At 62.7% G+C, this 20,588-nt stretch carries 20 protein-coding genes; 11 read left to right on the top strand and 9 right to left on the bottom strand.

The features are described 5' to 3' along the window. Positions 1–46: 46 nt before the first annotated feature. Positions 47–931 (top strand): choline ABC transporter substrate-binding protein, encoded by an 885-nt coding sequence (choX, locus tag QRN22_RS19915; RefSeq protein ID WP_231570226.1) that lies wholly within the window; start codon positions 47–49, stop codon positions 929–931. 51 nt (positions 932–982) lie between these two features. Here the strand turns inward: choX and QRN22_RS19910 are convergent, their stop codons facing one another. The 8 genes from QRN22_RS19910 to QRN22_RS19875 all read right to left on the bottom strand — a co-directional run bounded on the left by QRN22_RS19910 (position 983) and on the right by QRN22_RS19875 (position 7,335). After that, positions 983–1,618, bottom strand: coding sequence for a hypothetical protein (locus QRN22_RS19910; protein ID WP_042556045.1), 636 nt, complete (start codon positions 1,616–1,618; stop codon positions 983–985). A gap of 200 nt (positions 1,619–1,818) precedes the next feature. Further along, positions 1,819–2,085 carry a PilZ domain-containing protein gene (locus QRN22_RS19905; RefSeq protein WP_042556046.1) on the bottom strand — a complete coding sequence of 89 codons (267 nt, stop codon included), beginning with the start codon at positions 2,083–2,085 and terminating at the stop codon, positions 1,819–1,821. 99 nt (positions 2,086–2,184) lie between these two features. Further along, positions 2,185–3,072, bottom strand: a complete 888-nt coding sequence (locus tag QRN22_RS19900) for a lysophospholipid acyltransferase (protein WP_042556047.1) — start codon at positions 3,070–3,072, stop codon at positions 2,185–2,187. Positions 3,073–3,159: 87 nt separating this feature from the next. After that, a complete protein-coding gene (locus QRN22_RS19895) occupies positions 3,160–3,774 on the bottom strand; it encodes a pyridoxamine 5'-phosphate oxidase family protein (protein WP_042556048.1) in 615 nt (204 codons plus the stop codon). Beyond that, a complete protein-coding gene (locus tag QRN22_RS19890; RefSeq protein ID WP_042556049.1) occupies positions 3,771–4,334 on the bottom strand; it encodes a DNA-3-methyladenine glycosylase I in 564 nt (187 codons plus the stop codon). The genes QRN22_RS19895 and QRN22_RS19890 overlap by 4 nt, the downstream gene beginning before the upstream one ends. 261 nt (positions 4,335–4,595) lie before the next feature. Then, positions 4,596–5,417, bottom strand: a complete 822-nt coding sequence (locus tag QRN22_RS19885; protein ID WP_042556050.1) for a DUF3325 domain-containing protein — start codon at positions 5,415–5,417, stop codon at positions 4,596–4,598. Beyond that, entirely contained in the window at positions 5,414–5,710 is a 297-nt protein-coding gene (locus QRN22_RS19880) for a DUF3649 domain-containing protein (RefSeq protein WP_042556051.1), read from the bottom strand. Before QRN22_RS19880 ends, QRN22_RS19885 begins: the two co-directional genes overlap by 4 nt. Then, a complete protein-coding gene (locus QRN22_RS19875) occupies positions 5,707–7,335 on the bottom strand; it encodes a PepSY-associated TM helix domain-containing protein (RefSeq protein ID WP_042556052.1) in 1,629 nt (542 codons plus the stop codon). The genes QRN22_RS19880 and QRN22_RS19875 overlap by 4 nt, the downstream gene beginning before the upstream one ends. Before the next feature lie 352 nt (positions 7,336–7,687). Here QRN22_RS19875 and glyQ point away from each other — a divergent pair, with 352 nt between their 5' ends. From glyQ to QRN22_RS19825, 10 genes are all read left to right on the top strand, one after another. Beyond that, positions 7,688–8,635: a glycine--tRNA ligase subunit alpha gene (gene glyQ, locus QRN22_RS19870; RefSeq protein ID WP_042556053.1), complete on the top strand. Its 948-nt coding sequence runs from the start codon at positions 7,688–7,690 to the stop codon at positions 8,633–8,635. After that, positions 8,632–10,686 carry a glycine--tRNA ligase subunit beta gene (gene glyS, locus QRN22_RS19865; RefSeq protein WP_042556054.1) on the top strand — a complete coding sequence of 685 codons (2,055 nt, stop codon included), beginning with the start codon at positions 8,632–8,634 and terminating at the stop codon, positions 10,684–10,686. Before glyQ ends, glyS begins: the two co-directional genes overlap by 4 nt. Positions 10,687–10,761: 75 nt before the next feature. After that, the gene (gene gmhB, locus QRN22_RS19860) at positions 10,762–11,292 is read left to right on the top strand and encodes a D-glycero-beta-D-manno-heptose 1,7-bisphosphate 7-phosphatase (protein ID WP_042556055.1); all 531 of its coding nucleotides are present in this window, start codon (positions 10,762–10,764) and stop codon (positions 11,290–11,292) included. A 35-nt stretch (positions 11,293–11,327) separates the two neighbouring features. Continuing rightward, positions 11,328–12,104, top strand: a complete 777-nt coding sequence (locus QRN22_RS19855; protein ID WP_042556056.1) for a lysophospholipid acyltransferase family protein — start codon at positions 11,328–11,330, stop codon at positions 12,102–12,104. Between the two features lie 233 nt (positions 12,105–12,337). After that, a complete protein-coding gene (locus tag QRN22_RS19850) occupies positions 12,338–12,958 on the top strand; it encodes a CDP-alcohol phosphatidyltransferase family protein (protein WP_042556057.1) in 621 nt (206 codons plus the stop codon). Between the two features lie 10 nt (positions 12,959–12,968). Continuing rightward, positions 12,969–14,726, top strand: a complete 1,758-nt coding sequence (locus QRN22_RS19845; protein WP_042556058.1) for a bifunctional alpha/beta hydrolase/class I SAM-dependent methyltransferase — start codon at positions 12,969–12,971, stop codon at positions 14,724–14,726. Further along, positions 14,726–16,075: a phosphatase PAP2/dual specificity phosphatase family protein gene (locus tag QRN22_RS19840; protein WP_042556059.1), complete on the top strand. Its 1,350-nt coding sequence runs from the start codon at positions 14,726–14,728 to the stop codon at positions 16,073–16,075. The genes QRN22_RS19845 and QRN22_RS19840 overlap by 1 nt, the downstream gene beginning before the upstream one ends. Further along, positions 16,065–16,523, top strand: coding sequence for a hypothetical protein (locus QRN22_RS19835; RefSeq protein WP_042556060.1), 459 nt, complete (start codon positions 16,065–16,067; stop codon positions 16,521–16,523). The genes QRN22_RS19840 and QRN22_RS19835 overlap by 11 nt, the downstream gene beginning before the upstream one ends. A 10-nt stretch (positions 16,524–16,533) precedes the next feature. After that, positions 16,534–17,154, top strand: a complete 621-nt coding sequence (locus tag QRN22_RS19830) for a lysophospholipid acyltransferase family protein (protein ID WP_042556061.1) — start codon at positions 16,534–16,536, stop codon at positions 17,152–17,154. Between the two features lies 1 nt (position 17,155). Further along, complete coding sequence (locus QRN22_RS19825; protein ID WP_042556062.1) at positions 17,156–18,088, top strand: phosphatidate cytidylyltransferase; 933 nt, start codon at positions 17,156–17,158, stop codon at positions 18,086–18,088. 81 nt (positions 18,089–18,169) lie between these two features. Here QRN22_RS19825 and gyrB read toward each other — a convergent pair whose 3' ends face one another. Then, on the bottom strand, positions 18,170–20,587 hold the full coding sequence (gene gyrB / locus QRN22_RS19820) for a DNA topoisomerase (ATP-hydrolyzing) subunit B (RefSeq protein ID WP_042556063.1): 2,418 nt from the start codon (positions 20,585–20,587) through the stop codon (positions 18,170–18,172). Position 20,588: the final 1 nt, after the last annotated feature.

The following is a 20,588-nucleotide window of genomic DNA, read 5'->3' as shown; positions in this document are numbered from 1 at the left end:
GCCGATGAAGCCCCTGAAGACCGTGATCGCCGTCAGCCTGCTGGCCATGAGCGCCAGCTTCCACAGCATGGCGGAAGACGCCAAGTGCGCCACCGTCAGCCTTGCCGATCCGGGCTGGAGCGACATCGCGGTTACCAACGGCATCGCCAGCCTGCTGCTCGACGGCCTTGGCTACAAGCCGCAGACCCGTACCCTGGCGGTGCCGATCATCTTCGCCGGATTGCAGAAGGGGCAGGTCGATGTATTCCTCGGCAACTGGATGCCGGCCGGGCAGCACGACTACGAGCGCTACGTCACCAGCGGCCAGGTCGACAAGGTGGTGGAGAACCTCGGTGGCACCGAGTACACCCTGGCGGTGCCGACCTATGCCTACGAAGAGGGCGTGCAGGACTTCAAGGACCTGAACAAATTCGCCGCGCGCTTCGGCAAGAAAATCTACGGCATCGGCTCGGGCTCACCGGCCAACGACTACATCCGCCAGATGATCGCCAACAACGAGTTCGATCTTGGCGACTGGGAACTGGTCGAGTCGAGCGAGCAGGCCATGCTGGTGCAGGTCGGCAGGGCCGAGAAGCGTGGCCAGTTCGTGGTCTTTCTCGGCTGGACACCGCACCCGATGAACATCCAGTACGACATGCAGTACCTCAAGGGCGGCGAGAAATTCTTCGGCAGCACCGGCTCGGTCAACACCCTGGCGCGCAAGGGGTACGTGGCCGAGTGCCCGAACGTCGGCAAGCTGCTGACCAACCTGAAGTTCACCCAGGACATGGAGAACACCATCATGGACCAGGTGCTGAACGGGAAGGTCGCCAACGCCACGGCCATCAAGACCTGGATCAAGGCCAACCCTGAAGTGCTCGATGGCTGGCTCGACGGTGTAACCACCCGAGACGGTGGCGATGCGCTGCAAGCGGTCAAAGGCAAGCTCTAGCCCAGCCTCGCTGCTGCCTGCCACCGTTGCGCTGCAGGCAGCAGCGCAACCTTAGTGGCGCGGGACCTCGAACGACAGGGTCGCCACGTGTACCACGCTGTCGTAGCGCTTGCCGTCGACGGTGGCGGCGCCGTTGACCTGGGCGGTCACTTCCAGCACGTAGCGAGCGGGGAAGGAGGGGTCGAGGGTCACGATGCCCTCGGCATTGGGCTTGAGGGTTCGCGTCCATTGCTCGGAGGTGTACACATTGACCTGCGAGGCCGACACCACGGTGCCTTTCCAGTGCAGTTCGAAGGCGTTGCCGTTGGGCTCGGTCGGTACCAGTTCCAGGTCATTGACCGCCTTGGTTTCGCTGCGCCCGGCCTTGGCTTCGTAGATCACCAGCTTGTCGCCTTCCGGCAGCTTGGCACTGACGCGCAGATCCCCCTGGCCATCGTCGACGATCGGGTAAGCATCGCCACTGGCATGCAGCGCGGCGGCCTTGCCGTCGGCCTGGCGGGTACTCGCTTCCAGCAGCTTGCCGAGGCTCAGTTGCTCCGTTGGCTGGAAATCACTCAGATAAGCCTTGGCTTGCGGAGCAGGGCCACGCTCGATCCACAGATACTCGGCCTGGGCGAAGGGCAGGGCCAGGCTGCAGCCCACCAGCAGGGCCAGGGAAGCCGCATGGCGGCAACGGATCGGGGTCATGGGAACTCCTTTTCACGGAATTGAACGAGAGGCCCGGCACCAGCGCCGGGCAAAAAAGTGGTGGTTCATCTACAAAGACGGATAACTCGGGGAAAACCCGCACTCCGCGATGAAAAAACGCCACGACTCATTCGACAGCCATGAAAAGCAGCGTGCCCACGCAAAGATGGGCACGCCAGGAAGTTGCAGCAGCAAAGCTGTCAGTCGCGGATGAAGCGCAGCCCGACCCCATCGGGATCGACGCGCATCACTTCCATTTCCAGGATCGGTGCTTCGAAGGGCATGTCCTGCACCTGGCCGGTCACCCGTGTACCCAGCTCCAGAGCTGCCAGGTCCTCATGCCGGACGTACACGCCACCATCGGAAAGATCGCGGGTCTGAGCAACCCGTTCACCGAAGCTCGGATGGCAGATCTTGATGCGGCACTTCATCGGTGTACGGGGATACTGGCGCTGGTTGGCGGACATGTCCTGAACAGCCTCGTGCGAAAAGATTTGCCCTGTTAATAACTCAATTTTCCGCTTACGCCCAGCCCACCGGCGCCTCGTTGCGAGGCGCCGTGGATTTCAGTACCAGCGCTCCTCACCTTCGGGGCGCTTCTTGAAGCGTTTCATGCTCCACATGTACTGGCTCGGGTAGGCACGCACGTATTTCTCTACCACGGCGCTCATGGCCGCCACGGCGGTGTAGGTGTCTTCGCTGTACATGCCTTCCGGCGCGGCTTCCAGGATCACCTTGTAACCGGAGCCGTCTTCCAGACGCAGCGCATGCAGGAACACGCCTACCGCTTTGCCACCGGCGAGCATGCCCGGCACGAACTTGCTGGTCAGCGCCACGGTGCCGCAGAAGGGCACGAACATGCCGGACGACAGGCTCGGCTCGGGGTCCGCGGGGATGCCCACGGCACCGCCCTTGCGCACTTCCTTGATGACGCTGAGGATGCCTTCCTTGGTCGACGGTGCCACGCGGTTGCCCAACTGCACGCGCTGCTCACGGAGCAGATCATCCACGGCCTTGAGCTTTGGCGGACGGTAGAAAATGATCGGTTTGCACTGCGAACAGTAGAAGTGGTTGAGCACTTCCCAATTGCCCAGATGGCTGGTGATGCCAACCACGCCCTTGCCGGAGGCGAGGGCGGCTTCGAGCACTTCCAGGCCTTCGACCTCACGCACGCGGGCCAGCGACTTGTGCGCCGGCCAGACCCAGGCGCAGGCGCTTTCGGTCAGTGTGCGACCAATGTCCATCAGGCTGCGGCCGACCAGCTTGTCGTGCTCGGCGGCAGTCAGTTCAGGGAAACACTTGGCCAGGTTGATGCGCACCACATCGCGCGAGCCCGATGGCAGCTTCCACATCAACCAGCCGATCATCGCGCCGAGCGACTGCACGGCTCGCCATGGCAACAGGGCGAACAAGCGCAGGGAACCGACCACCAGCGCGCCTTTGAGCTTTTCCACAAGCTGCTCCCATCCAAAAAGGGAGCGCATTGTAACCGGCTGAGGGTCGCGTGACTGTTACATACACGTGCAGAAACGAGGAAACGTTCAGTAGAGCATGGTTTTCAGGCGTTCCTGCAACTCGCGCTCATAGGCCTGCGCATCGAATTGCGGGTCCATGACCGCCTTGAGGATGTCGCCCGCCGACGGCAGGCTGGAGCGCTCGACATGGCGCTCGGCATCCCACAGCCCGGAGCGCACCGCCGCCTTGGAACACTGGAAATAACAGGTGTCGACGCTGATACGCAGCACGCTGCGCGGCAGCTTGCCCTGTGCGCTGCAACGTTCCAGCAGGGCGGGATCGACGGAAATGCTGGCACGGCCATTGACCCGGAAGCTCTCGCCAACCCCGGGAATCAGGAACAGCAGCGCCACGTGGGGGTCGTGGACGATATTGCGCAGACTGTCGATGCGGTTGTTGCCCGGGCGATCCGGCAGCAGCAGGGTGCGCTCATCGACGACCCGCACGAAGCCCGGCGCATCGCCACGGGGCGAGCAATCCAGCCCATCCGGGCCATGGGTACCAAGCACCACGAAGGGCGACGCAGCGACCAGTGCCTGATAGGGCTCGCTGAGGTAGGGGATTTCCTTGCGCAACGACCGCTCGTGGGCTTGGCCGTAGAGCGCCTGCAGTTGTTCCAGGGTGTCGATGGTGGTACTCAAGGGCGTGCCTCCTGTTGCAGCTCTGCGTAGCGATCACAATCGCGGGTGTGGTCCATGACCATGCCGGTGGCCTGCATGAAGGCATAGCAGATGGTCGGGCCGACGAAAGTGAAGCCGGCCTTTTTCAGCGCCTTGCTCATGGCCTCGGCTTCGGGGGTGACCGCCGGCACGTCGCCGCGGCCGTCGAAGTGATTGATTTTCGGCTGGCCGCCGACGAACGACCAGAGCAGCGTCACCGGATCGTCGAGGCGCAGCCAGGCCTGGGCGTTCTTGCGCGCGGCCTGCAGCTTGAGACGATTGCGGATGATGCCGGGATCCTGCATCAGGGTTTCGATATGGGCGTCGCTCATCGCCGCCAGCCGTTCGGCATCGAAACCGAACAGGACTTCGCGGTAGCGCTCGCGCTTCTTCAGCACGGTGATCCACGACAATCCGGCCTGGGCGCCTTCGAGCAGCAGCATCTCGAACAGGTGCTGTGGGTCGCGGGACGGCACGCCCCATTCTCTGTCGTGATAAGCCTGATAGAGCGGGTCGTCGTTACACCAGAAACAGCGGGGCATGGCAATCGGCTCGGCGATGGGCGAGCGCAGACTATAACCGGGGATCGATTACGAGTGAGCCAGCGCCGACTCTCGTAGCCTGGGTAGAGCGCAGCGAAACCCGGGAAGCAGTTGATCGTTCCCACGCTCTGCGTGGTAATGCATTGGCAGGACGCTCTGCGTCCGTACATCGTTATCCGAGTTCGCAAATCGTGGCGCGAGCGCCACAGGATGAATGCCCACGCAGAGCGTGGGAACTATAGGCCCCTGCACATCCGTCACTCAGGATTCGCGTTCGAGAAACGCCGCCAGCTCGGGCGACACTTTGTCGATATCCACCGCCGCGTGATGCACGCTGCCGTCCTTGCCTTCCACGGTCAGCCACAGCTGATCGCTGAGTGTGGCCTTGGCGGGAATCTGGATTTCCACCCAACGATCCCAGCGGTTGCCAGAGAACACCAGGCCCGCGGCACGCAGTGAACGTGGCTTGCGGATCTTCAGATAGGCCGCGCGTATCTGGTCATCGCAGGTTTCGCAAAAGCGTACTTCGAAGGCCTTGAATGGCGTACCCAGTACCCGATGCGGCGCCTTGCGCTGCGCCTCGGCCAGGGTGAACGCCCAGGGGCCGACCTGGCCGTGCACGGCATCGTCGCTGTGCAGCGGCTTTGGCGAAGCGGTCAGTAACAGGCCAAGCACCGCCAGGGGCACCAGCAGCAACACGCCGGTGGCTCCACGACGCATCCAGTGCAGGCGCTCGACCGGCTGCGCCACGAGGTTCTCGACCAGCGCAGGTTTCTTCTCGCGACGCGGCGCGGCCTTACCCGGCGAGGGCTGCCAGGGCCACTTCGGCAGGTAGAAAACCAGCACGATCCCGGCGACCGACAACCAGCCCAGCCAGGCCGCCGCACCGACACTCACGCCCCACCGACTGAGGCTCAGGGCCAATGCCAGGGCCAGCAGCGACCAGCCTGCGATACGCAAAGCACGCAACCAAAACGGCGACAGTACCCGGCGCAGCAGGTGCTTGCAGTGCTTGTCCATGGCCAGCGCCAGGGCGATGAACCCACCCAGGCTGGCGAGCAGAATGGAGAGGTTCAGGGTCATGCCGGACCTCCCGATTGCAGCACCCAGCACAGCAGCGCGATCACCGCGGTGGGGATCAGCATGCCCAGCCAGGCGCGGGTCACGCTGCGCACGCTGAACACCCAGATCACCGCACCGGCATACAGGGTAAAGCTGAGCATCGTGGCGGCCAGCACGGCCTGGCTTTTCGGCAGCGGCCAGACGAGCGACAACAAGACGGTCAGCGCGGAGGTCAGGGCATAGCCACCCAGTGCAGCAGCCAACACGCGCGAGGCGACCAGCCAGCGATAACGCGCCATCGAACCTTCTTTCATGCCAGCGCCTCCTTGCCCGACAACGCAGCTGCCGCATCGGCCTTCAGCCAGCGACGACGAATCTTCATGGCGCCATAGGCGAACAGCGCCGCCAGGCCGAACATGCTCAGATCGAACCCGGCCAGCACCCAGTCACCCTCGACGAGGGTCACGCCCAGATGGCGGTCGGTGGTCAGGCCGTTGATCACGGGAACCAGCCCGTAGGCCGCCACGGCCATCCAGGCCATCTCCAGCCAGGCCTTCTTCAGCGGCCGCAGCGAAGCATAGAGGAACAGCCAGCCCCAGGTCAGGAACAGGCAGTGCATCTCCCAGTCCGCGCGATCCCCCATGCCCACCGGCAACAGCCGGTTGGCCCAGAAGTAGGCGGCCACCGCCACCGGCAGGCCGACCAGGGTACCGGCATTGAGCACTTCCACGAGGCGCAGGCCGTAGGCGTCGAACAGTGCCGCACCATCATTGCGCTTGAGGTGCTGATTACGCCGCTTGACCGTCCACAGCACCAGCCCGGTACCGATCATCCCGCAGCCGAGCAGGCCAGCGATCAGGTACAGCCAGCGCAGCCACCAGTCGGCGAACAACCCCTCGTGCAGGCCGATCAGCATGCGGTGGGTCTTGCCGGCGCCATGGGTCTTGTCCGGGTAGAGCGTAGGCTGGCCATCGGCAGCGGCGAAGCTCAGCATCACCGGGTCATAAACGTTGACCGAGTCGCCGATGATCCGCTGCACGTCGACACGCGCCGGCTCGCCCTTCACCTGGCTGATGGTCAGGCTCGACACGCCGCGCTCGGGCCATTGCGCTTCGGCGCGCTGCACCAGTTCTTCGAGCGAGGCTTGCGGCCGGCTGGCGGGCAGATGCTCGCGCTTGTCACGGGCAAAGAGGTCATCGAACAGCGCGCGCTGCTGCAGGTTGCCGGTGCCATATACCGCCGCGACCCCTGCCGGCATGTAGTTGAAGACGAAGAAGACCAGGCCGCTGTAGGTGATCATCAGGAAGAACGGCAGCGCCATCACGCTGATCACGTTGTGCGCGTCCAGCCAGGAGCGCTGCCCCTTGCCAGGGCGGAAGGTGAAGAAGTCCTTGAAGATCTTCTTGTGGGTGATGACTCCGGTGAGAATCGCCAGCAGCATCAGCATGGTGCACACGCCGACGATGGTGATGCCCACGTTGTAGGGCATGTAATGCAGTATGTAGTGCATCTCGTAGAGGGCGGCACCGCCACCGGTGGCGCGCGGCTCGACTTCCTGGCGCGGCAGGCCGGTTTCGGCGTTCAGCTCTTCACGGCCGCGGCGGCCGAAATCGTGGCCACGCTCGGGCAGGTCTTCCCAGGCGATCGCCAGGCCCTGCTCGCCACGCGGACGCAGCGAAGTGTGCGGCAGGGTGATGGTCCAGCTCTTGGCGTTGCTGGCGACCTGCTCCAGGCGCTTGAGGCCGCGCTCGAGCATTGCGCTGCGTTCCACGCCTTCGACGCGTACCTGCAGCGGCCGCTCGGGCTCCATCCAGCGGGTGATTTCATCGTCCACGTAACCGGCGGTGCCGGTCACGAACACGAAAAACAGCACCCAGCCCACCACCAGCCCCGTCCAGGTATGCAGCCAGGCCATGGACTGGCGAAATCCCTCTTTCATCGACACACCCTGTTTATTGTCATGAACACGGTCGGCTCTGCGTGCGACGCAGGCCTGACACCGTGGCTTTCCGTAGATAAACGATGCCGCTCTGCAAGACGATTCGAGCATCTGCATGCGAGTAGGCGGAGCTCATCCCCATCTCCATAAAGACGGACGAGCGCAGAAAAACCGGCATTTTAACGCGAGTGATTATTATTGACAGGATATTTCATGGGGTCGTAGCCGATGTGGCCAACGCACCACCGTCGCGCACGCAAGTCGGTCAGTGAGACGGCGCAGCATGCGGGCTGCGCCTTGCTTCGGGTATACTCTCCGGCTTTCTGTCGCAGCCCCAACAGGTGAATTTTTCGTGAGCCAGACAACGCCTGCCGTGCGCACCTTCCAGGACTTGATCCTCGCCCTGCAACAATACTGGGCCGAGCAAGGCTGTGTGGTATTGCAACCCTACGATATGGAAGTGGGCGCCGGTACCTTCCACACTGCCACCTTTCTGCGTGCCATCGGCCCGGAAACCTGGAATGCCGCTTACGTGCAGCCATCGCGCCGCCCGGCCGACGGTCGTTATGGGGAGAACCCAAACCGTCTGCAGCACTACTACCAGTTCCAGGTGGTGCTCAAGCCGAACCCGGAGAACTTCCAGGAGCTGTACCTGGGCTCGCTGAAGGCCATCGGCATCGATCCGCTGGTGCACGACATCCGTTTCGTCGAAGACAACTGGGAATCGCCGACCCTGGGCGCCTGGGGTCTGGGCTGGGAAATCTGGCTCAACGGCATGGAAGTCACCCAGTTCACCTATTTCCAGCAGGTTGGTGGCATCGAGTGCTACCCGGTCACGGGTGAGATCACCTACGGGCTCGAGCGCCTGGCCATGTACCTGCAGGGCGTCGACTCGGTCTACGATCTGGTGTGGACGGACGGCCAGTTCGGCAAGGTGACCTACGGCGACGTGTTCCACCAGAACGAAGTGGAACAGTCGACCTACAACTTCGAACACGCCAACGTCGAGAAGCTGTTCGAGCTGTTCGATTTCTACGAGAGCGAAGCCAATCGCCTGATCGCACTGGAGCTGCCACTGCCGACCTACGAGATGGTGCTCAAGGCCTCCCATACCTTCAACCTGCTCGACGCCCGCCGCGCCATTTCGGTGACCGCGCGCCAGCAGTACATCCTGCGCGTGCGCACCCTGGCCCGCGCCGTGGCGCAGAGTTATCTGCAGGCCCGACGCCGCCTGGGCTTCCCGCTCGCCGCCCCCGATCTGCGTGATGAAGTACTGGCCAAGCTGGAGGCAGCAGAATGAGTGCGCTCGATTTTCTCGTTGAACTGGGCACCGAAGAGCTGCCACCCAAAGCCCTGAAGAACCTCGGCGATGCCTTTCTTGCCGGCGTTGAAAAGGGCCTCAAGGCCGCTGGCCTGAGCTACAACAGCGCGCGCATGTATGCCGCGCCGCGCCGCCTCGCGGTGCTGGTCGAACAGCTTGCCACCCAGCAGCCGGATCGCACCGTCAATCTCGACGGCCCGCCGCTGCAGGCCGCCTTCGACGCCGACGGTAACCCGACCCAGGCCGCCCTCGGCTTCGCCAAGAAGTGTGGCGTCGAGCTGGACGCCATCGATCAGAGCGGGCCGAAGCTGAAGTTCAGCCAGCACATCCCGGGGCAGGGCGCCGCCGGGCTGCTGCCGGGCATCGTGGAAAACTCGCTGAACGAACTGCCGATTCCCAAGCGCATGCGCTGGGGCGCGCGCAAGACCGAATTCGTCCGCCCGAGCCAGTGGCTGGTGATGCTGTTCGGTGACCAGGTGATCGATTGCGAAATCCTCGCCCAGAAGGCTGGGCGCGTGTCCCGCGGGCATCGCTTCCATGCCAACCACGAGGTGCGTATCTCGGCCCCGGCCATGTACGCCCAGGAACTGCGTGCCGCCTATGTGATCGCCGATGCCAGCGAGCGTCGTCAGCTGATCGCCAAGCGCGTCGACCAGTTGGCTGCCGAGCAGCAGGGCACGGCCATCGTGCCACCAGCACTGCTCGAGGAAGTCAGTGCGCTGGTCGAGTGGCCGGTACCGCTGGTCTGCTCTTTCGAAGAGCGTTTCCTGGAAGTACCGCAGGAAGCCCTGATCACCACCATGCAGGACAACCAGAAGTACTTCTGCCTGCTGGACGCCAACGGCAAGCTGCTGCCGCGCTTCATCACCGTGGCCAACGTCGAAAGCAAGGATCCGGCGCAGATCATCTCCGGCAACGAGAAGGTGGTGCGCCCGCGTCTCACCGATGCCGAGTTCTTCTTCAAGCAGGACAAGAAACAGAAGCTGGAAAGCTTCAACACGCGTCTCGCCAACGTGGTCTTCCAGGCCCAGCTCGGCACCGTCTATGACAAGGCCCAGCGTGTCTCGGCCCTGGCCGGCTTCATCGCCGAGCGCATCGGTGGCGACGCCCGCCGTGGTGCCCGCGCCGGTTTGCTGAGCAAGTGCGACCTGGCCAGTGAAATGGTCGGCGAGTTCCCGGAGATGCAGGGTATCGCCGGTTACTACTACGCGCTGAACGACGGCGAGCCACAGGACGTTGCCCTGGCGCTGAACGAGCAGTACATGCCGCGCGGTGCCGGTGCCGAACTGCCGAGCACGCTGACCGGTGCCGCCGTGGCGCTGGCGGACAAGCTGGACACGCTGGTCGGTATCTTCGGTATCGGCATGCTGCCCACCGGCAGCAAGGACCCCTACGCCCTGCGCCGGGCGGCACTGGGCGTGCTGCGCATTCTCATCGAGAAGGGTCTCGATCTGGATCTGGGTGCCACCGTCGACTTCGCCATCCGCCAGTTTGGCGGCAAGGTCAAGGCACAGGGCCTGGCGCCACAGGTGCTGGACTTCATCTTCGACCGCCTGCGTGCGCGTTATGAAGACGAAGGCGTGGATGTCTCCGTGTACCAGGCCGTTCGTGCGGTAAACCCTCAGTCGCCGTTGGACTTCGATCAGCGCGTGCAGGCCGTTCAGGCCTTCCGCCAGCTGCCGGAGGCCGAGGCCCTGGCCGCGGCCAACAAGCGTGTGTCGAACCTGCTGAGCAAGGCCGGCGGGCAGATCGCCAAGAGCATCGAGGCGCATTACTTCGATACGCCAGCCGAGTTCACCCTCAACGCGGCCATTCAGCAGGCCGACAACGCTGTGCAGCCACTGGCGCGAGAGCGCCAGTATCGCGAAGCACTGGCGCAGCTGGCGTCGCTGCGCAAGCCGGTGGACAGCTTCTTCGAAGCGGTGCTGGTCAACGCCGAAGACCCCAAGGTACGTGCCAATCGCTATGCGCTGCTGGCGCGTCTGCGCGGGCTGTTCCTGGGTGTCGCCGATATCTCCGTGCTGGGCTAGAGCAGCCGCAAGCTGCAAGCCACAAGCTGCACGTAGCGGCTTTGGCCTGCAGCTTGAGGCTTGGAGCTTGCAGCTATGAAGCTGATCATTCTCGACCGCGACGGCGTCATCAATCATGACTCCGATGCGTATATCAAAAGCCTCGACGAGTGGATCCCGATAGCGGGCTCCATCGAGGCCATCGCTCGCCTGAGCAAGGCGGGCTGGACGGTGGCGGTGGCGACCAACCAATCCGGTATCGCCCGCGGTTACTACCCGCTGGCCGTGCTGGAGGCCATGCACACGCGGCTGCGCGATCTGGTGGCGGAGCAGGGCGGTGAAGTCGGCCTGATCGTGCAGTGCCCGCATGGTCCGGATGATGGCTGCGATTGCCGCAAGCCGAAGCCCGGCATGCTGCGCCAGATCGCCGAGCACTATGGCGTACCACTGAGCGGAATCTGGTTCGTCGGCGACAGCGGCAGTGACCTGCAAACGGCACTGGCCGTCGATTGTCAGCCCGTGCTGGTGAAAACCGGCAAGGGTCAACGCACCCTGGCCAAAGCATTGCCAGCGGGAACCCTGGTATTCGATGATCTGGCAGCGGTCGCTGCTCAGCTTCTCACTTGATAGCGCAGGCCAGGCCTGCAACGGTAATTGCTCACATGTCGACAGTGCAGTTCTTCAGAACCTTCCTCTTCTATCTGTTGCTGTCCTCCAGCTCGTTCGTCTGGTGCATCATCAGCGTGTTCGTCGCACCCTTCCTGCCGTTCCGGGCACGCTACCGGTTCGTGGTGCAGAACTGGTGCCGCTGCGCCGTATGGCTGGCCAAGGTGGTCGCCGGCATTCGCTACGAGATCAAGGGCCAGGAGAACATTCCCGACCAACCCTGCGTGATCCTTGCCAAGCACCAGAGCACCTGGGAAACCTTTTTCCTGTGCGCCTACTTCGAGCCACTGAGCCAGGTGGTCAAGCGCGAGTTGCTGTACGTGCCGTTCTTCGGCTGGGCGATGGCCATGCTCAAGCCAATCGCCATCGACCGCAGCAACCCCAAGGCGGCCCTCAAACAGCTCGCCAGCCAGGGTCGCGCACGTCTGGAGCAGGGCGCCTGGGTGCTGGTCTTCCCTGAGGGCACACGGATTCCGGACGGCCAGATCGGCAAGTTTTCCCGAGGTGGTACGGCGCTGGCGGTTAACAGCAAGCTACCGGTGCTGCCCGTCGCCCACAACGCTGGCCAGTTTTGGCCGAAAGAGGGCTGGGGCAAGAAGCCGGGTACGGTGCAGGTGGTATTCGGCCCGCCGCTGTTTGCCGAGGGCGAAGGCCCGCGAGCGATCGCCAACCTCAACGACCGCGCTTTCGCATGGGTCAGCCAGGCGCAACAGGAACTCGGTGCTCTCGATCCACAGAGCACTGCCGTAGAGACGGCCAACGATCTCGCCTGAGTCGTCACGATCTGTGGATAACCTGTTGAACGTTTTACCGTAAAATCTAAATAGTCCTCTCAAGGTACTGATAAAAATGGACTTTTATCGGTACCTGAAATGTCGATAAATTGGGCATAAGTTTTCATGCGGCAACATGACAATGATCACGTTGGCGTATCGCTTGTGGGTGCCCGACCGGCTAAGCTGGCGTTCGGCCACATACAGAAAGATGGCGGAAGGGAGTTCCAAACATGCTTTCGATTTATCAGCTCAAACCTCGCTTCCAGAACCTGCTGCGCCCATTGGTTCAGCGCCTCTTCGACCGTGGCGTGACAGCCAATCAGGTCACGTTGAGCGCTGCCGCCGTGTCGGTGCTGATAGGTCTGCTGCTCGCCTTTTTTCCCGACCACCTCTGGCTGTTCGCGCTGATCCCGCTGTGGATGCTGCTGCGGATGGCGCTCAATGCGGTGGACGGCATGCTGGCCCGTGAGTTCGGCCAGCAATCCACACTCGGCGCTTACCTCAACGAACTCTGCGACGTGATCGCCGATGCCGCGCTGTTCCTGCCTTTCGCGCTATTGCCCGGCGTGTCTCCCGTGCTGGTGGTGCTGTTGGTCATCGCCGCGCTGATCAGCGAGTACGCCGGCGTCATGGGGCCCATGGTGGGCGCTTCACGGCGCTACGACGGGCCGATGGGCAAAAGCGACCGCGCCTTCTGCTTTGGCGTGCTCGGCGCTGGTGTAGCTACCGCGCTGCTGCCGCTGAGCTGGATAAACCCAATTCTCGCGGTCATCACCGCGCTGCTGCTGTACACGCTCTACAACCGCGTACGCCAAGGTCTGGCGCAAGCGGCTTCCCCCACTGTGGAATAGGGATGCTCCAATGAATGAAGTCCGCTCCAATACCTTCACGACCCATGACGGCGTCAGCCTGTTCTACCGGCACTGGCCTGCTGCAGATGCACAGCCCGACACGCCGCGTCGTGCTGTCGTCATGTTCCACCGCGGCCACGAACATGGCGGGCGCATGGCCCACCTGGTCGAGGAGCTGGGCCTGCAGGGTTTCGACTTCTTCGCCTGGGACGCTCGCGGTCACGGTGAATCACCGGGTGCACGGGGCGATAGCCCAAGCTTCGCCACCAGCGTGCGCGACGTGCAGACCTTCATCGATCACATCGCCAGCGCTCACGGCATCGATACCGCGGACATGGTGGTACTGGCGCAAAGCGTCGGTGCGGTGATCATCGCCACCTGGGCGCATGACTACGCACCGAAGATCCGCGCACTGGTGCTCGCCTCACCCGCCTTCAAGGTCAAGCTGTACGTACCGTTCGCACGGCCCGGGTTGAAGCTCATGCGCGCCTGGCGTGGCAATTTCTTCGTCAACAGCTACGTGAAGGCCAAGTACCTCAGCCACGATCCGCAGCGCATAGCGTCCTTCGAACAGGACCCGCTGATCAGCCGGCCGATCTCGGTGAACATGCTGCTGGGCCTGTACGAGGCTGCCGAGCGCGTGGTCGCCGACGCTCAGGCGATCCAGATCCCCACCCAGTTGCTGATCTCCGGTAGCGATTTCGTGGTGCACCGCAAGCCCCAGGAGCAGTTCTTCGAGCACCTGGGCAGCCTGGACAAAGAAATGCACAGCCTGCCCGGGTTCTTCCATGACACCTTGGGCGAGCGTGACCGTGCCCACGCGCTGACCCGCATTCGCCGCTTCGTACTGAAAGCCTTCGAGCAGCCGCTGCAGCGACCCTCACTGCTGGACGCCGACCGCCTCGGCTGGAGCTGCGCCGAGGCGGAAGAACTGTCTGCACCGCTGCCGAAGAACTCACTGCGCGATCTCTACTGGCGCGCCACGCGGGCCAGCATGCGGCTTGGCAGCAGTGTTTCTGCGGGCGTGAAGCTGGGTTTCGACACCGGCTTCGATTCCGGCAGTACCCTGGATTACGTTTACCGCAATACGCCCACCGGCAGCTCGCCAGTGGGCCGACTGATCGATCGCAACTACCTGAACTCCATCGGCTGGCGGGGTATCCGTCAACGCAAGGTGCACGCCGAAGAACTGCTGCGCCTGGCCATGGGCAAATTGCGTGAGCAAGCTCGCCAGGTACGCATCGTCGATATCGCTGCAGGCCACGGCCGCTACATCCTTGAAGCGTTGGAGCAGGGTACCGACAAGCCCGACTCGATCCTGCTGCGTGACTACAGCGACATCAACGTGCGCGACGGTGCCGCGCTGATCGAGCAGAAGGGCCTGGGCAGCATCGCCCGCTTCGTCAAAGGCGATGCCTTCGACAAGGCCGACCTGGCTGCGCTGGATCCGAAGCCGACGCTGGCAGTGGTCTCCGGCCTCTATGAGTTGTTCGGCAGCAACCAGATGGTCGGCGAGTCGCTGGCGGGCTTGGCGGCAGCCGTGGAAGAGGGTGGCTACCTGATCTATACCGGTCAGCCGTGGCACCCGCAACTGGAGCTGATCGCCCGCGCGCTGACCAGCCACCGTGGCGGCGAGGCGTGGGTGATGCGTCGGCGCAGCCAGGCGGAAATGGATCAGTTGGTCGAAGCGGCAGGCTTTCGCAAGCTGACTCAACGTGTCGACGAGTGGGGCATCTTCAGCGTGTCCCTGGCGCAGCGGGTGTCTTGATGACGCCCGCCGCGGTCATCCGCGAAAGCGGGTTATGGAAGCGCGGCGTCCTCTGGCTGCTACTGCTCGCGCCACTGTTCTTCGGCACCTATGGCTTCGCCAACTGGTTCACCGGGCAGCGCGATGACGTCGGCAGCCTGGTATTCGCCTGGGAGCGGCAGATTCCCCTGTGGCCCTGGACGATCATTCCCTACTGGTCGATCGATCTGCTCTACGGCCTGGCCTTCCTGCTACCGGCCACCCGTGGTGCAGTGGACAGGCTCGGCTTGCGTTTGCTGACCGCGCAAGTGATCTGCATCACCTGCTTCCTGCTCTGGCCGCTGCGCTTCACCTTCGACCGTCCGGCGCTGGATGGCCTGTTCGGGCTGATGTTCGACGTACTGATGGGCTTCGACAAACCCTTCAATCAGGCACCCTCGCTGCACATCACCCTGCTGGTGGTGCTCTGGGCCTGCTTTGCCCATTCGGCGGCTGGTGTATGTCGTGTCGTGCTGCACGTCTGGTTCTCTCTGATCGGTTTGTCGGTACTGACCACCTGGCAGCATCATTTCATCGACGTGCCGACCGGCATGCTCGCCGGCTTCCTGTGCCTGTGGCTATGGCCCAGCGAGGGGCGCAGCCCACTGTTCGCCTGGCGCCTGGCTCGTGATCCGAAGCGCTGGCGGCTGGCCTTGCGCTACGCCTTCGGTGCAGCGCTGTGCAGTGCGCTGGCGATCCACTTCGGCGGCTTCGCTCTGTGGTTGCTGTGGCCGGCGGTTTCGTTGCTGATGGTGGCGCTGAACTATGCACTGTTCGATGCACAGGGTTTTCAGAAGCGTGCCGACGGCCGCCTCAGCGCTGCCAGCACCTGGTTGTTGGCGCCTTATCTGCTGGGTGCCTGGATCAACTCTCGGGCCTGGACGCGCAAGCATCCGCAACCCGATGAAGTGGCCGACGGCGTCTGGTTGGGTCGCATTCCAGCCAAGGGAGAAGGGCAGGCCTTCAGCGCTATCGCCGACCTGTGTGCCGAACTGCCGTGCCGGGTTGAAGGCAAGGTCTACCGCGAACTGGCTTGCCTCGATCTGATCGCCCCGAGCACCGCGCACTGCCTGCAGGCGGCGGTGGCCATCGACGATCTGCGCGAGCACGGGCCGGTGCTGGTGTGCTGCGCGCTGGGCTACTCGCGCAGCGCCACCGCTATCGCTGCCTGGCTGCTGCACAGCGGCCGCTGCAGGAGCGTCGCAGAGGCGGTTTCAGTGCTTCGCCAGGCTCGCCCCCAGGTTGTGCTTGGAAACGCTCATTTACAGGCGCTGGAGGGCATCTTGAGCCAACCGGCCGCCACAGCTGGAGGCGCCTTGCATGACCGATGAAATGCACCTGCAACTGATCGCCGGGCTGTTGCGCCGCGGCAAAGCCCTCGACCGTTTCTCCAGCGCCCTGACCCTGATCGCTCTGGTTATCGGCCTGGGACCGCTGCTCGGTTTCATGGCGCTCACTACCGGCGGTGCAGTGTGCGTACTTCTGCTGGTCTGCGGCCTGCTGCAGAAGTACTACGCGCTGCGCGTGGCGCTGGATGCCGAGCTGTTCACGCACGTGTCGGGCGACCCGACGCAACTCGCCCGCCGCACCGCCGAGCTCGATCAGGCGCTGGTCATGCTTGGCCATAAGGCCGATCAGCGTTCTCGCTCCTGGGATCAACGCGGCCAGGGCGCGCTGCGTCTGCTGCGACTTCAGGGCCTGTGGCTCGGCCTGCAGGTATTCATCGCCCTGGCGGCCATCGTCTTGATGCCCTGGCTTTCACACATTCGATTCGGATAAGGAGCTGTCCATGCTTGCGTCACTGGTCGCCTTTCTCATCACCTCCGGTGCGCGTCTGCTCACGGGAGCCCGCGCCTTGTGGCTGGGCAGCACCGCGCAACCGGTACAGCGCATCTACTACGCCAACCACAGCAGCCACGGTGACTTCGTGCTGCTGTGGGCATCGCTACCTGCCGAATTGCGCAAACGCACCCGCCCGGTAGCCGGGTCGGATTACTGGATGAGGGGCTCATTGCGCAGCTTCCTGATCCAGCGGGTTTTCAATGGTGTGCTGGTGGACCGTCAACGCAGTGACCCAAATGCCAACCCACTGCAGTCGATGCTCGACGCATTGGCAGAGGGCGACTCGTTGATCGTCTTCCCGGAAGGTACCCGCAACCTCGAGGACGGCCTGCTGCCCTTCAAGGCAGGCCTCTATCACCTGGCCAAGACGCGGCCGGACGTGGAAGTGATCCCGGTGTGGATCGCCAACCTCAATCGGGTGATGCCCAAGGGCCGAGCCCTGCCATTACCGCTGCTGTGCACCCTGAATTTTGGCGCACCACTGGGCTTGGGCGAGGAGGAGGGCAAAGACGCTTTCCTCGAACGCGCCCGCGACGCTCTGCTGGCCCTGGCTCCCGAGGAGGTTTGAGATGGATCGCAATACCTTGCTGTTGTTCGCCGGCATTGGCGCCCTGCTGCTGCTCGCCAGCCTGATCGGCTGGCTGCTGAAATTTCGTGCCGGCCCCGGTCCACATCCGGTCATCGACAACCTCAATGCGCGCATCAATGCCTGGTGGGCGATGGTGCTGGTGATCGGCTTCGCCTTCCTGTTCGGCAATATCGGCGTGGTGGTGCTGTTCTACTGCGTGTCGTTCTATGCCCTGCGCGAGTTCATGACCCTGACGCCGACCCGGCGCAGCGACTATCCGGCACTGGTCGCGGCGTTCTACTTCGCGCTGCCGATGCAGTACCTGCTGATCGGCATCGGCTGGTACGGTCTGTTCGCCATCTTCATTCCGGTCTATCTGTTCCTGCTGCTGCCGATCCTCTCCTCCCTGGGCGGCGACACCACACGCTTCCTGGAGCGCACGTCCAAGGTGCAGTGGGGGCTGATGATCGCCGTGTACTGCATCTCCACCGTGCCGGCGCTGCTGACGCTGCAGATCGCCGGTTACGAGGGCCGCAGCCTGCTGCTGATCGCCTGGCTGGTGATCGTGGTGCAGATATCCGACGTGCTGCAGTACGTCTGCGGCAAGCTGGCTGGCAAACGCAAGATCGCCCCCAACCTGTCGCCGTCGAAGACCGTGGAGGGCTTCTTCGGTGGCGTGGCCCTGGCGACCCTGATCGGCGCCTCGCTGTACTGGATCACCCCGTTCGCCTTCTGGCAGGCTGGCCTGTTCGCCTTGCTGGTGTGCCTGCTCGGCTTCGCCGGCGGCTTGGTGATGTCGGCGATCAAGCGCGATCGCGGCGTGAAGGACTGGGGCCACATGATCGAAGGCCACGGCGGCATGCTCGACCGACTCGATTCGGTGTGCTTCGCGGCCCCGGTGTTCTTCCATATGGTGCGGTACTGGTGGGCTTGAAGCTCAAGTATCGATAACTAGCTGATTAACAATAAAAAACCCGGCTTTAAGCCGGGTTTTTTGTGCATCGCAAATGCAATCTCAGACGTCGAGGTTGGACACCGCCAGGGCGTTGGTCTCGATGAAGTCGCGGCGTGGTTCCACTTCGTCACCCATCAGGGTGTTGAAGATCTGATCCGCAGCGATGGCATCTTCGATACGCACCTTGAGCATGCGACGAACTTCCGGGTCCATGGTGGTTTCCCAGAGCTGATCCGGGTTCATCTCACCGAGACCTTTGTATCGCTGAATGCTGTGACGCTTGGTGCTTTCGGTCATCAACCAGGTCAGGCCTTCCTTGAAGGTGGTGACCGGCTTCTTGCGCTCGCCGCGCTGCACGTAGGCACCTTCTTCGAGCAGGCTGTTCAACTGGTCACCCAGGGTGGTGACGGTCTTGTAATCGTTGCTGGTGAAGAAATCACGGTTGAAGGTGATGTAGCTGGAGTTGCCGTGGGAGATCAGCTCCACCACCGGCAGCCAGAGGTGGCGCTCGGTGTCTTCGCGCAGACTGGTCTTGTAGGCCAGGCCGGACTTTTCCATGGTTTTCAGGCGAGCGTCGAACAGGGTCAGCCAACTTTCCATCGCAGCCTTGTCGGCCATCAATTCGCTGGTGACACCCGACAGGTAGACGAAATGCTCGGTGAGCTCCATGGGATACAGGCGCGAAAGGCGCTTGAGGGTCTTCATCACCAGGCGGTAGTCGTTCACCAAGCGCTCAAGCGCTTCACCGGACAGGCCAGGCGCACTTTCGTTGACATGCAGGCTGGCGTCCTCAAGGGCCGACTGGGTCATGTATTCCTCCATGGCCTCGTCGTCCTTGATGTACTGCTCCTGTTTGCCCTTCTTGACCTTGTACAGCGGCGGCTGCGCGATGTAGATGTAGCCGCGCTCTACCAGCTCCGGCAGCTGACGGAAGAAGAAGGTCAGCAGCAGGGTACGGATGTGCGAACCGTCGACGTCAGCATCGGTCATGATGATGATGTTGTGGTAACGCAGCTTGTCGATGTTGTATTCCTCACGGCCGATGCCGCAACCCAGAGCGGTGATAAGCGTGCCGACCTCCTGGGAGGAAATCATCTTGTCGAAGCGTGCTTTCTCGACGTTGAGGATCTTGCCCTTGAGCGGCAGGATCGCCTGGGTCTTGCGGTTACGGCCCTGCTTGGCAGAACCGCCCGCGGAGTCACCCTCCACAATGTACAGTTCGGAAAGGGCAGGGTCCTTCTCCTGGCAGTCGGCCAGTTTGCCTGGCAAGCCGGCAATATCCAGCGCGCCTTTACGGCGAGTCATTTCACGAGCTTTACGCGCCGCTTCACGGGCACGAGCAGCGTCGATCATCTTGCCGACAACGGCCTTGGCTTCGTTGGGGTTTTCCAGCAGGAAGTCAGAGAAGTACTTGCCCATTTCCTGCTCGACCGCGGTCTTCACTTCGGAAGAGACCAATTTGTCCTTGGTCTGCGAACTGAATTTCGGATCTGGCACCTTGACCGAAATGATCGCGGTCAAACCTTCACGGGCGTCATCACCCGTGGTGGCGATCTTGTGCTTTTTGGCCAGGCCTTCCTGCTCGATGTAGTTGTTCAGGTTACGCGTCAGCGCAGAACGGAAGCCAGCCAGGTGGGTACCGCCGTCACGCTGAGGAATGTTGTTGGTGAAGCACAGCAGGTTTTCGTTGAAGCTGTCGTTCCACTGCAGGGCCACTTCCACACCGACACCGTCGTCTCGTTGCACGGAGAAGTGAAACACCTGGTTCACGGCTGTCTTGTTGACGTTCAAGTATTCAACGAATGCACGCAGGCCACCCTCGTACTTGAACAGCTCTTCCTTGGCGGTACGCTCATCCTTCAGAAGAATGCCGACACCAGAGTTCAAGAACGACAGTTCGCGCAGGCGCTTGGCCAGAATGTCCCAACTGAAATGAATGTTGGCGAAGGTGTCAGCCGACGGCTTGAAGTGGATCTGCGTACCCGTGGTATCGCTGTCACCAACCGCTGCGATTGGGGCTTGTGGCACGCCATGCACGTAGGTCTGTTCCCAGATCTTGCCGCTGCGGCGAATGGTCAACACCAGCTCCTTGGAGAGCGCGTTGACTACCGAGACACCAACACCGTGCAGGCCGCCGGAAACCTTGTAGCTGTTGTCGTCGAACTTACCACCGGCGTGCAGCACGGTCATGATGACCTCAGCAGCAGAAACGCCTTCTTCCTTGTGAATGTCGACCGGAATACCACGACCATTGTCACGCACACTGATCGACTCATCCGGGTGGATGGTGATGGTGATGTCACTGCAGTGACCGGCCAGGGCCTCGTCGATGGAGTTATCGACCACCTCGAAGACCATGTGGTGCAGACCGCTGCCGTCATCGGTGTCGCCGATGTACATGCCAGGCCGCTTGCGTACGGCATCCAGGCCCTTGAGGACCTTAATGTTATTGGAGTCGTACGTTTGGTTTTCGCTCATG

The organism is Pseudomonas sp. MEJ086 (genome assembly GCF_030209025.1).
GTDB lineage: Bacteria > Pseudomonadota > Gammaproteobacteria > Pseudomonadales > Pseudomonadaceae > Aquipseudomonas > Aquipseudomonas fulva_A.
The sequence above is the reverse complement of the archived record's forward strand: the minus strand, read 5'-3'. Positions and strand labels throughout refer to the sequence as shown.

Excerpts from the sequence above, each read along its gene's own strand:
- choX (WP_231570226.1), top strand. The coding sequence starts at position 47 with ATGAGCGCCAGCTTCCACAGCATGGCGGAAGACGCCAAGTGCGCCACC.
- QRN22_RS19910 (WP_042556045.1), bottom strand. The coding sequence starts at position 1,618 with ATGACCCCGATCCGTTGCCGCCATGCGGCTTCCCTGGCCCTGCTGGTG.
- QRN22_RS19905 (WP_042556046.1), bottom strand. The coding sequence starts at position 2,085 with ATGTCCGCCAACCAGCGCCAGTATCCCCGTACACCGATGAAGTGCCGC.
- QRN22_RS19890 (WP_042556049.1), bottom strand. The coding sequence starts at position 4,334 with ATGCCCCGCTGTTTCTGGTGTAACGACGACCCGCTCTATCAGGCTTAT.
- QRN22_RS19885 (WP_042556050.1), bottom strand. The coding sequence starts at position 5,417 with ATGACCCTGAACCTCTCCATTCTGCTCGCCAGCCTGGGTGGGTTCATC.
- QRN22_RS19880 (WP_042556051.1), bottom strand. The coding sequence starts at position 5,710 with ATGAAAGAAGGTTCGATGGCGCGTTATCGCTGGCTGGTCGCCTCGCGC.
- QRN22_RS19875 (WP_042556052.1), bottom strand. The coding sequence starts at position 7,335 with ATGAAAGAGGGATTTCGCCAGTCCATGGCCTGGCTGCATACCTGGACG.
- glyS (WP_042556054.1), top strand. The coding sequence starts at position 8,632 with ATGAGTGCGCTCGATTTTCTCGTTGAACTGGGCACCGAAGAGCTGCCA.
- gmhB (WP_042556055.1), top strand. The coding sequence starts at position 10,762 with ATGAAGCTGATCATTCTCGACCGCGACGGCGTCATCAATCATGACTCC.
- QRN22_RS19855 (WP_042556056.1), top strand. The coding sequence starts at position 11,328 with ATGTCGACAGTGCAGTTCTTCAGAACCTTCCTCTTCTATCTGTTGCTG.
- QRN22_RS19850 (WP_042556057.1), top strand. The coding sequence starts at position 12,338 with ATGCTTTCGATTTATCAGCTCAAACCTCGCTTCCAGAACCTGCTGCGC.
- QRN22_RS19845 (WP_042556058.1), top strand. The coding sequence starts at position 12,969 with ATGAATGAAGTCCGCTCCAATACCTTCACGACCCATGACGGCGTCAGC.
- QRN22_RS19840 (WP_042556059.1), top strand. The coding sequence starts at position 14,726 with ATGACGCCCGCCGCGGTCATCCGCGAAAGCGGGTTATGGAAGCGCGGC.
- QRN22_RS19835 (WP_042556060.1), top strand. The coding sequence starts at position 16,065 with ATGACCGATGAAATGCACCTGCAACTGATCGCCGGGCTGTTGCGCCGC.
- QRN22_RS19830 (WP_042556061.1), top strand. The coding sequence starts at position 16,534 with ATGCTTGCGTCACTGGTCGCCTTTCTCATCACCTCCGGTGCGCGTCTG.
- QRN22_RS19825 (WP_042556062.1), top strand. The coding sequence starts at position 17,156 with ATGGATCGCAATACCTTGCTGTTGTTCGCCGGCATTGGCGCCCTGCTG.
- gyrB (WP_042556063.1), bottom strand. The coding sequence starts at position 20,587 with ATGAGCGAAAACCAAACGTACGACTCCAATAACATTAAGGTCCTCAAG.